This window comes from Bacteroidales bacterium (assembly GCA_018334875.1).
Classification (GTDB): Bacteria; Bacteroidota; Bacteroidia; order Bacteroidales; family UBA12077; genus JAGXLC01.
Genome location: JAGXLC010000469.1, coordinates 1 through 3,046, shown reverse-complemented (window position 1 = coordinate 3,046; position 3,046 = coordinate 1). Strand labels below are relative to the sequence as shown.

Annotated in this window: 5 protein-coding genes; 4 read left to right on the top strand and 1 reads right to left on the bottom strand. The window is 42.1% G+C overall.

What is annotated here, in order from left to right; genetic code table 11:
- Positions 1-28: 28 nt before the first annotated feature.
- Positions 29-241 carry an RNA-binding S4 domain-containing protein gene (locus KGY70_19975; protein MBS3777484.1) on the top strand — a complete coding sequence of 71 codons (213 nt, stop codon included), beginning with the start codon at positions 29-31 and terminating at the stop codon, positions 239-241.
- A gap of 16 nt (positions 242-257) precedes the next feature.
- Positions 258-800 (top strand): nitroreductase family protein, encoded by a 543-nt coding sequence (locus tag KGY70_19970; GenBank protein ID MBS3777483.1) that lies wholly within the window; start codon positions 258-260, stop codon positions 798-800.
- Here the strand turns inward: KGY70_19970 and KGY70_19965 are convergent.
- Positions 732-1,544 carry a Mut7-C ubiquitin/RNAse domain-containing protein gene (locus KGY70_19965; GenBank protein MBS3777482.1) on the bottom strand — a complete coding sequence of 271 codons (813 nt, stop codon included), beginning with the start codon at positions 1,542-1,544 and terminating at the stop codon, positions 732-734. The two genes, KGY70_19970 and KGY70_19965, sit on opposite strands and share 69 nt — an antisense overlap.
- Before the next feature lie 256 nt (positions 1,545-1,800).
- On the opposite strand from KGY70_19965, the gene mce reads away from it, so the two are divergent.
- Together mce and KGY70_19955 are read left to right on the top strand one after the other, a co-directional pair.
- Positions 1,801-2,223 carry a methylmalonyl-CoA epimerase gene (gene mce / locus KGY70_19960; GenBank protein MBS3777481.1) on the top strand — a complete coding sequence of 141 codons (423 nt, stop codon included), beginning with the start codon at positions 1,801-1,803 and terminating at the stop codon, positions 2,221-2,223.
- A gap of 5 nt (positions 2,224-2,228) precedes the next feature.
- Positions 2,229-3,046 (top strand): methylmalonyl-CoA carboxyltransferase (locus tag KGY70_19955; GenBank protein MBS3777480.1); only part of this gene is annotated, 818 nt, incomplete at its 3' end.

Here is a 3,046-nt window from a genome sequence, read left to right as displayed (position 1 = left end):
GTATTGTAAGCCCAGAAAAATTTTTTTCCTGATGGAATTTGAACTGAAACCGGATACGGATTACATTGAACTGATCAAATTGCTTAAGGCCCTGAATATTGCTGAGAGCGGTGCACAGGCTAAAAATATGGTAGAAGACGGCCTTGTGGAGCTTAATGGAAAATCTGAAAACAGAAAAAGGGCAAAAGTAAGGCGGGGGGACGAGGTGAAAATTTTTGATTATACAATTCATGTCAAATAATTAGATATTTTTAGTTATGGATTTTCTGGATATAGCAAAAACAAGGTACTCCTGCAGGAATTACCTCGAGAAAAAGGTTGAAGAAGATACAATCACGCAGATTCTGGATGCTGCCAGGCTTGCACCATCCGCTAAAAATTTGCAGCCATGGCATTTTGTGGTCATACAAGAACCGAAAAATCTTGAACGCGTCAAATCATGCTATGCACGTGACTGGATCAATGCCGCTCCACTGATTATTGTAGCCTGTGGCGATCACAAGAGTGCCTGGTTCAGAGCTGACGGAAAAAACCATACCAACATTGATGTGGCCATTGCAGTGGATCATCTTACCCTTGCCGCTGCCGACCTTGGGCTCGGTACGTGCTGGATATGTAATTTCGATGTGCTGAAATGCGCTAAAATCCTACAATTACCTGAAGGAATGGAACCTATTGCTATGATACCTGTAGGATATCCGGCAAGTAAGCCTGACACCGAAAGACACAAGTCAAAGCGAAAATCCCTCCAGGATATCGTGCATAAGGAGAAATTCTATTATAAATACTTTAAAAAATAAGAGAGGTAAGATTTTTTGGATAAACTCCATCATATTTTGGTAGTGGGAACCCTTCCAGTATATTTTCCCGCAATGTGTACACCGAAAAAATTCCTGGTAGTATTTTTGGGTACCACTTAGTAATTGGTGCCGGATCTTATTTTTATCTATTTTCCCGATCGTTCCGTTACATTCCATACATCTGGTAAATAACCGCACCTGGTTTTTCAGATCGAATCGTTTGATCACCTCTTTTAGCTGCTGCTGAGGTTGATCGGAGCGCAGCCAGTATCCGTGCCGGACTTCGGCATATTTGAGTATTCCTATATCCCGGGTTAGGATAATTCTGTTTTCTTCGGAAGATATTCTGACAATGGTGTGGTCTTCGTAATGGTTGTCGTAAAGCGTATCAAATCCGCAAAGTCGCAGATACCTGGCAAGTTTGCCAAGATGGACATCCAGAATAAATTGGATTGTACGAAGGGGTCGGCCTTTTAATTTGGAGATTTTGGTGATGTCGAAGGATTCAAATTTGGGATATACGGATACCCGGTCGTTGGCCTTGAGCCTGTTGTCAAATCGTACAGGCTCTCCGTTAATAAGAATGAGATCCACTTCTGTATGGGGGATGCCGAACGATTCAATGGCATCTTTTACCGAAGGAGCATTGTAGAACTGAAGCATCAGATCTTTCTTCTTCTTATCCTCCGGGAGAAAATCGTTTAATTCCTCATAAAATCTGATGGTTGCTTCTTTTATGGGCATGAGGATGACATTTTTTATCAACAGTGAATTTACCAAGGTTTAACTCCTAACCCGAATTATTCTTGAATAAAAATAGATATTTTAATTTAAGGGTGCAAGAGGGCATATGTTAAAAAACACAGTGCCTTACCGGGCAGGTTTTGCCCAAAAAGCAAGGATTAGTTCGGTAAGCGCCTAAAAAATTAAATTTTTTGATTTTTATCATAATTTAATTTACAAGAATTTAGGTAGTTTTGTATAAAAAATCAGTAGAATTATGAATCCAACACATGTTGAACATATTGGAATTGCAGTTAAAGACCTTGATAACTCGATCCGTTTCTATGAAGAAGTTTTGGGATTGCAATGTTATAATATTGAAGAGGTAAAGGATCAAAAGGTTCGAACAGCCTTTTTTCAGGTGGGCGACAGCAAAATTGAGCTTCTGGAATCCACGGATCCTGAAGGACCCATTGGTAAATTTGTTGAGAAGAAAGGGGAGGGGGTGCATCATATCGCTTTTGCCGTTGAAAATATAGAAGAAAAGCTCGAGTATGCAAAAGAGAACGGGCTCAGGCTGATCGATCAGCAACCGAGAAAAGGTGCTGAAGGGCTGGACATTGCATTTTTACATCCCAAATCGACAAACGGTACGCTCATCGAACTTTGTGAAGACAAATCCAGAATTAACACCCATTAGTTTTTATGAGCAAAGAAGATAAAATAAAAAAACTGATCGATTTCAGAGCCGAAGCCAAACTGGGAGGCGGGGAAAGACGAATCAGGAAGCAGCATGAAAAAGGCAAGTTAACAGCCCGTGAACGGATAGATATTCTTTTGGATGAAGGAAGCTTTGAGGAATTCGATATGTTTGTCACTCACCGGTGCACCCATTTTGGAATGGATAAGAAGAAGGTCCTCGGCGATGGTGTGGTAACAGGCACCGGTACCATTGACGGAAGGGTGGTGTATGTATTTTCCCATGATTTTACCGTGTTTGGTGGTTCCTTATCCGAATCTTTCGCTCAGAAAATTGTAAAAGTGATGGATAAGGCAATGAAGATGGGAGCCCCTGTGATTGGCATCAACGACAGCGGAGGGGCCAGGATACAGGAGGGAGTGACCAGTCTTGCCGGCTATGCTGAGATTTTTGAACGGAACATACTTGCTTCCGGACTGATCCCCCAGATATCTGCGGTTTTTGGCCCTTGTGCCGGTGGTGCTGTCTATTCTCCGGCACTTACCGATTTCATTATGATGACTCAAGATACCAGTTACATGTTTGTAACGGGTCCGAAAGTGGTTAAAACCGTTACAGGGGAAAAAATATCCATAGAAGATCTGGGGGGAGCCGATGTTCATTCCTCAAAATCTGGGGTTTCCCATTTTAAGGTTGAAAACGAGGAGGAAGGACTGCTGTTGATCAGAAAGCTCCTGACTTACCTCCCTTCCAATAATCTGGAAGAGCCTCCTGTGACAGAATGCCACGACCCGATTGACCGGATGGATGATTCCCTGAATGA